Origin of the sequence: Daejeonella sp. (genome assembly GCF_044342615.1) — a bacterium.
GTDB lineage: Bacteria > Bacteroidota > Bacteroidia > Sphingobacteriales > Sphingobacteriaceae > Daejeonella.
In genome coordinates, this window is sequence record NZ_JBIIPN010000133.1 from 1 (window position 1) to 7,076 (window position 7,076).

A 7,076-nucleotide genomic window follows, 5' to 3' on the forward strand; every position below is an offset into this window, starting at 1 on the left:
AATTTAAATTAAAAATAAATCCAAATGAGAAAATATATACCTCAGGATATTAAAGCAAAAACCTTTTTTCCTTCTTTTTTTATTGCTTTACTGTTAATTATTGCTTCAAAACAAGTTAATGCGCAAACAGCCTTTACAGCTAATTGGCCTTTGAGCGCAGATTTAGTTGCTAATACCACAGGTAATGTTATTGCCCAAAACGCAACTAACCCAGTGTATGTAGCTGGTACTGGAGGTATTTTTGGATCTGCCACACCTCATACTTTTACTGCAAATGGATTGACTGGAACGGGTATTCAAGGTAAAGCTGCCTCAGCTGCTGACATTTTATACAATTCTGTTGGTGCAACTTCTCCAATTACTCCTTACATAGAGTTTACTGTAGGTCCAACAACTGGTAATACCATGACAGTTAATACTTTATCTTTTAACATTAGCACCCCAAATGTTACCACCTCAGGTCGGGTGATGACAGCTGGCTACTCGGTAGATGGTGGGGCTACTTTTACAGGTTTTACTCCATCTACAACAAGTAGTGGTGCAACAGCCAATACTGGACCTAATGCATCTTTGTTTTCTATTACTGCAGCTAATGTTTTTTCATTTTCATTACCTGCGAGTGTCAATGTTGCAAATGGTAGCTCCTTTAAAATTAGGATTTTGATTTGGAGAAATAATAGTTCGGGGAGCGCTGGTTCAGCTTTTACCATTAGTCCAATAAGTATTTCAGGAGTGACAACTGTTTCAAGTGGACCAATTGCTCCAACTATCGGCACTTTAACAGTAACAAGCCCTAAAGTAGTAGGAGATGCTCCCTTTACTTTAACAGACCCAGCGAGTAATAGTACAGATCCAAGCGCAACCTTCTCTTATATAAGTAGTAATCCTGCTGTTGCAACTATTAGTGGTAAAACTGTTACAATTATTGGTGCAGGAACTACAACCATTACCGCAACACAAGCTGCAGGCGGTGCATATGGATCTGGTTCTACTTCTGCAAATTTAGTAGTTCTTGATGCACCAGAAACTCCCGCTCCACAAACTCTTCCTTATACACAAGATTTTGGTAATTCTGCATTTAGCACTTTGCCAAGTGGATTTGTAGTTTGGCGTACAGCTAGTGTATTTACAAGTCAATCACAAGCAGAATCATCCTCGCCATATGCTAAGGGTAGTGTAACATCGAGGACTACAGCCTTAACAACCTCTTTAACTCCTTCAAATGCAGTTTATGGCTACGGAGTTCCTGATGCAAATTCTCTTACTAATGCTTCAGTTGGATTTTTAGTAAGATCTACTAATAGCCCTCAATTAGCTATGGCTATCAATACCATTGGCCAATCGGGTATTAATTTAAATTATGATGTCAGGGTAGAAAAGGTAGGGGATTCAGGCGGTGCAGTAGTTGCGCAGTATCGACTTGGTAATTCTGGTACTTGGACTACAATTTCTGGCTCCTTAACTAAAGTTGATGCTCTTGGTAGCTTAGCTGTTAATCTAACACTTCCCGCAGATTGCAACAATCAACCCAATGTTCAGATTAGGTGGGTAACATGGAATGCTTTGAGTTGTATTTTTGCTTTAGACAATATTGCCATTAGTGCCCAAGCTAGTGTAATTAATAGTCCACTTGCAAGTAATATTAGTCCAACATCTGCTATTTTAGGTGCCACTATTGCTCCTGAAGCTGGTTCAATTACTGAAAAAGGTACTGTTTATTCCTCAACAGCTGGGGTTTTAGCAACAGATAATAAATTAGTTGAGGGAAGTACAGCGCTAGGCACCTTTGGTCATGAACGTACTGCTTTAAATCCAGAAACTTTATATTATTTCAAAGGATATGGTGTAAGTTCATCCCAAACATTCCTTTCTACTGAGTCTAGTTTTAGAACACTTTCAGCACCTGCTTTGTCGGCAACTACTAATCATGCTGCAGTGGCTGTCGCTCAAGACAAAGTAGATGTTAGCTGGGCAGTGGCAAGTTTTCCTTCAACAGGGGCATCGGCTTCTGGCTACCTTTTATTGAGGGCCAATCATCCAGATGTTCCTTCTCTTACTAATGCAAATGGACTAGCTCCAGTAGCTGCATCAAATACAATAATTGTTAATGATGCACTTGCTAATACAGCCACTTCACTTCAAGTAAATGGTTTAAATGCAAACACTAAATATAATTTTTTACTTGTTCCTTATACTTGGGATGGCCTTAATTTAGGAACCCGTAATTATTATACTTCAAATTTAGTGGCTTTCAATGCTACTACCTTATCTGAACCGAGTTCTGTTGTTACTGCTGTTCCTACATTTATTACTCATAATTCCGTTTCAAGTGGTGGTACGAGTGTGAATAATGGCGGTGGTACGCTAAGTGCTAAGGGTGTGGTATGGAGCACGAGTGCAAACCCAACACTTACAGATAATAAGCTAGATGCAGGTACTCTTACTTCCGATTTTACTAGCCAAATAACAGGATTAAGTCCGCAAATACTTTATAATATAAGAGCTTATGCAACCAATAATGCAGGTACGCAATACGGTGCAAATTTAACCTTTAGAACATTATCCACACCTATTTTGGCTGCTACGACTAATAATACAGCGGTGGCAACTGCTCAAGATAAAGTTAATATCAGCTGGACAGCAGCAAGTTTTCCTGCCACAGGGGCAACAGCAAGTGGTTACCTTTTACTGAGGGCTAATCATCCAGATGTTCCTTCTCTTACCAATACAAATGGAGTAGCTCCAGTGGTGGCTGCTAATACTGTAATTGTGAGTGATGCGATTGCTAGCACGGCAGGTACTTTTCAAGTTAGCGGACTTAATTCTTATACTAGGTATAATTTCGTAATGGTTCCATATACTTGGGATGGGGTTAATTTAGAAACGCGTAATTATTATACTACAAATTTAATAGCATTTGATGCTTTAACCTTACCGGGTCCACCTTCTATATCTACAGTATCTCCAACAGCTATTACTCATAATTCTGTTTCAAGTGGTGCAAGTGATGTAAACAATGGCGGCGGAGTATTAAGTGCTAAAGGTGTGGTTTGGAGTACGAGTATAAATCCAACACTTGCAGATAATAAGCAAGATGCAGGAACAGTGACTTCCGATTTTACTAGCGAAATAACTGCTTTGAGTCCGCAAACGCTTTACAATATTAGAGCTTATGCTACTAATAGCAACGGAACAGCTTATGGTGAAAATGTCAATTTTAGGACGCGTTCTAGTCCTGCTTTATCTGCTACTAGCAATCATACTGCAGTGGCAATTGCTCAAGATAAAGTTGATATCAGTTGGACAAACGCAAGTTTCCCTGCAACGGGAGCTACCGTTTCTGGCTACCTTTTACTAAGGTCTAATCATCCAAATGTTCCTTCAATTACCAATTTGAATGGAGTAGCTCCGGCAGCGGCTGCTAATACAATTATAGTAAGTGATGCGATTTCTGGAACGGCAAATTCTTATCAGGTTAGCGGATTAGATTTTTATACCAGATATAATTTCGTACTGGTTCCATATACTTGGGATGGTGTTAACTTGGAAACGCGTAATTATTACACTACAAATTTAATAGCTTTTGATGAATTAACTTTTGCCAAGCCAAGTTCTGTTACAACCCTTAGTCCTACAAGCATTACCTATAATTCTGTTTCAAGTGGTGGTTCTGATGTAAAAAATGGCGGCGGAGTATTAAGTGCTAAAGGTGTGGTGTGGAGTACAAGTATAAATCCAACAACCGCCGATAATAAATTAGATGCAGGTACAGCCACTTCTGATTTTACTAGTGAAATTACAGGTTTGAATCCGCAAACGCTTTATAATATGAGGGCTTATGCTACCAATAATGCAGGCACGCAGTACGGCGAGAATAAAACCTTTAGAACACTCTCAAATCCTGTAACTGTACAGGCAAATAATTTTACGGCCTTATCAAATAATAGTTCTGGGACTAAAATTGATTTAAGTTGGACCGCAGCAAGCTTCCCAGCTACGGGAGCAAGTGTTAAGGGCTATGTAATTTTATATTCTGCTGAGAATAATGTACCTACATTTGCTAGTAAAAATGGAGAAGTTCCTACAGCAGGTGTCAATACTTTTATATTAAGTAGTTCTGTTTCGGGTACTGCTACTAGTTTTAACATTACCAATTTAGTTAATTCTCAATCTTATAATTATCTTTTGATTCCTTATACATGGGATGGAACAAATGCCAGTACTTATAATTATTTAACTACGGATGCTGCCAAAGCTACTTCAATTAAGCTACCAATACTGACAGCTGCTGGCCCAACTACTTTTTGTATAGGAAACAAGGTTACATTGAGTACAAATGTTGCTTCAGGTAATAGTTGGTTCAGAAATGGAATTGCAATTGCTGGGGCAAATGCGCAACAATATATTGCTTCAGAAAGTGGACTATATACAGCAAGAGTAAATTGGGGTACCGTAACAACAACATCTCAAGCTATTCAAGTAACTGTAAATCCATTACCAGTGCCTTCAGTAACTTCTACTGAAGGAACAAAAATTAGCAAGGGCTTCACTACGCAACTAAACGCATTTAATGGTGTAACGTATAAATGGTCGCCTAACATCTACCAGTGGATAGATAATCCAAATATTCCTAATCCAATAGTGAAGCCAGATGTAACTACAACATTTACGGTTACGGTGACTAATGCAAATGGTTGTGTTGCGACAGAAAGTATCACCATAGAAGTTGATAATGATTATAAAATTACACCTCAGACAATGATGACCCCAAATGGTGATGGAAAAAATGATTTGTGGATTATTAAAAACATAGAGTCTTATCCAGACAATGAGGTGAAGATATTGTACCCTTCTGGCAAAGAAATTTATCGCAAAAAAAGATATAATAACTCATTTGATGGAACCTTTAACGGTGATTACTTACCGACTGGCACCTATCTATATGTGATTTATCTGGGCGAAAGCAGGGGTACAACTCAAGGATATTTAACGATTTTAAGATAATTACACGATTATGAATGCATACTCATTTAATTTTTATTTTGCCACTAGGTTAAGTCTGTTAGTTGCAATAATATTGGTTTCTCAGTTGTCTTATGGGCAATTGAGGCCTATTTATGCTCAATATTTTCAAAATCCATATTTCGTAAATCCTGCCTTTGCAGGTGAAGCCAAGGGTTTAGATTTAAATATGGTTTATAGTGTGAACGCAAATAATGCTCAGGGAGGCGCTTCCGTTCGTTCTGATTTTCAAGCAGTTTCAGCAAGCGTAAAAGCTGGCAAATCAGGTTTTGGTATTATTTTTCAAAATGATAGAGCTGGTTTACTATCCTCCAAACAGATTAAATTCACTTATGCTTATCATGTACAACTGAATGAGAAAAGTAATTTACGCTTTGGGCTTTCTCCGGGTTTCAGTAATATTAGAGTTGATATCGAATCGGCAATGATTACTGATCTGGATGATCCATTTCCAATGGAATTCAATAATAGAAAATCAAACTTTGATGTGGATTTTGGTACAGCATTAACATCTGAACGTTTTACCCTACAAGTTGCATTACCTAACTTAAATCAACTAATTGGTGACTCAGAAAATGAAGGTTTCAATCAATTGGCGTATTTGGCAGCTAATTACCGCATAAAACTAAGTAGTCAAGATAATGGACTGAATCTTCAGCCAATGATTGCTTACACTAAAATACAGAATACCAAAAGCAGGGTTGATATCGGCGCCAAAATTAATCTAGTTGATGACGCTGTTGGCTTCCTTGGCCTCTACCATAGCGACAAAAGTTTTTCAACGGGATTAAATGTAAACCTTAAACAAGGCTTTATTCTTCAAGCGATTTATCATTCTTCAAGTGCTGTTTTTGAACGAGTTCAACGTGATGCAATTGAATTTGGCCTTAAAACCAATCTGTCGAAAAAGTAGGAATAAAAATGCAATCGTTTTCGTAAATATTTAGAGCTATTGCTTCTATATCATCTACAATTTGTTTGCATATTTAACCTGTATTGGATGTTTTTGTAAAATTCAACAATTTTCAAATTGTTAAATAGAGCCCTCATGAATAGTTATTCCCTCACACGTTTTTTTGCGCTTTTAACTTGTCTATTATTAGTTACTAATTTTTTATTGGCTAATAATCAAGCAGATTCAACCAATGTTTTGGCAAAAGTGCGTTCAAAGCAGGGAGATAAAATTAGCTTTAGTGAGTGGCGTAGTTTTCCAACGAGGACAGTGGCTGGCTTGTCAAGTAAATTAAGCAATCAGAAATCCATGACTAATAAGTATGGAAGTCAGCAAAACATCAAAACAAAAAGTACGGGTTTCTTTCGGACTGAAAAAATAAATGGAAAGTGGTGGAGTATTGATCCTGAGGGTTTTGCGGGATTGCATGTCGCTGTAAACAGCATTACTCAAGGAAAGTCTGACAGAAATATAAAAGGTTTCAATGCTCAATTTGGCAATGATTTTAATTGGATAAAAACTACGTTAGACACCTTGTCGGCGCAGGGATTTAATGGTTCTGGGTCTTGGTCTAATACTGACGCTATACTTGCCTACAATAAAAGTTCAAAAAAGCCTATTGCCTATTCTGTTATGTTAAATATGATGAGTGAATATGGGAATAAGCGAGGGGGCACCTATCAACAAGCAGGGCATAAAGGCTATCCTAAAAATGCAATATTTGTTTTTGACCCAGAATTTGAGGTTTTCTGCGATAAACTGGCACAGAAAATTGTCAAGTATCGTGATGATCAAAACTTATATGGGTATTTTACTGATAATGAATTACCTTTTAGCCTTAAAAATTTAGATTCTTACTTAAGCCTTCCTTCCAAAGACCATGGTCATCAGGCAGCAAAAAAGTGGTTAAGTTCCCGAAATATTGAAATTCAAAATATTACTGATCAAGATCGTGCAGATTTTCTTGGTTTTGTTGCCGATAAGTATTTTTCTATTGTCAGTGCTAGTATCAAGAGGTATGATCCTAACCACATGATTTTAGGGAGTCGTTTTTATTAAGTAGAGAATAAAGTACGACAAATTATTGATGCAGCAGGCAACT

General features: G+C 37.5%; 3 protein-coding genes. All 3 read left to right on the top strand.

Features of this window, described 5'->3' with window-relative positions:
- Positions 1–24 precede the first annotated feature (24 nt).
- The 3 genes from ACIQ0D_RS10530 (at position 25) to ACIQ0D_RS10540 (ending at position 7,033) form a co-directional block, all read left to right on the top strand.
- Complete coding sequence (locus tag ACIQ0D_RS10530; RefSeq protein ID WP_395805391.1) at positions 25–5,004, top strand: gliding motility-associated C-terminal domain-containing protein; 4,980 nt, start codon at positions 25–27, stop codon at positions 5,002–5,004.
- A 10-nt stretch (positions 5,005–5,014) separates the two neighbouring features.
- On the top strand, positions 5,015–5,935 hold the full coding sequence (locus ACIQ0D_RS10535) for a PorP/SprF family type IX secretion system membrane protein (RefSeq protein ID WP_395805393.1): 921 nt from the start codon (positions 5,015–5,017) through the stop codon (positions 5,933–5,935).
- A 135-nt stretch (positions 5,936–6,070) separates the two neighbouring features.
- Positions 6,071–7,033 (top strand): hypothetical protein, encoded by a 963-nt coding sequence (locus tag ACIQ0D_RS10540; RefSeq protein WP_395805395.1) that lies wholly within the window; start codon positions 6,071–6,073, stop codon positions 7,031–7,033.
- Positions 7,034–7,076 lie beyond the last annotated feature (43 nt).

What these genes read in the sequence shown, in the direction of transcription:
- ACIQ0D_RS10535 (WP_395805393.1), top strand. Translation starts at nt 5,015, where the DNA reads ATGAATGCATACTCATTTAATTTTTATTTTGCCACTAGGTTAAGTCTG.
- ACIQ0D_RS10530 (WP_395805391.1), top strand. Translation starts at nt 25, where the DNA reads ATGAGAAAATATATACCTCAGGATATTAAAGCAAAAACCTTTTTTCCT.
- ACIQ0D_RS10540 (WP_395805395.1), top strand. Translation starts at nt 6,071, where the DNA reads ATGAATAGTTATTCCCTCACACGTTTTTTTGCGCTTTTAACTTGTCTA.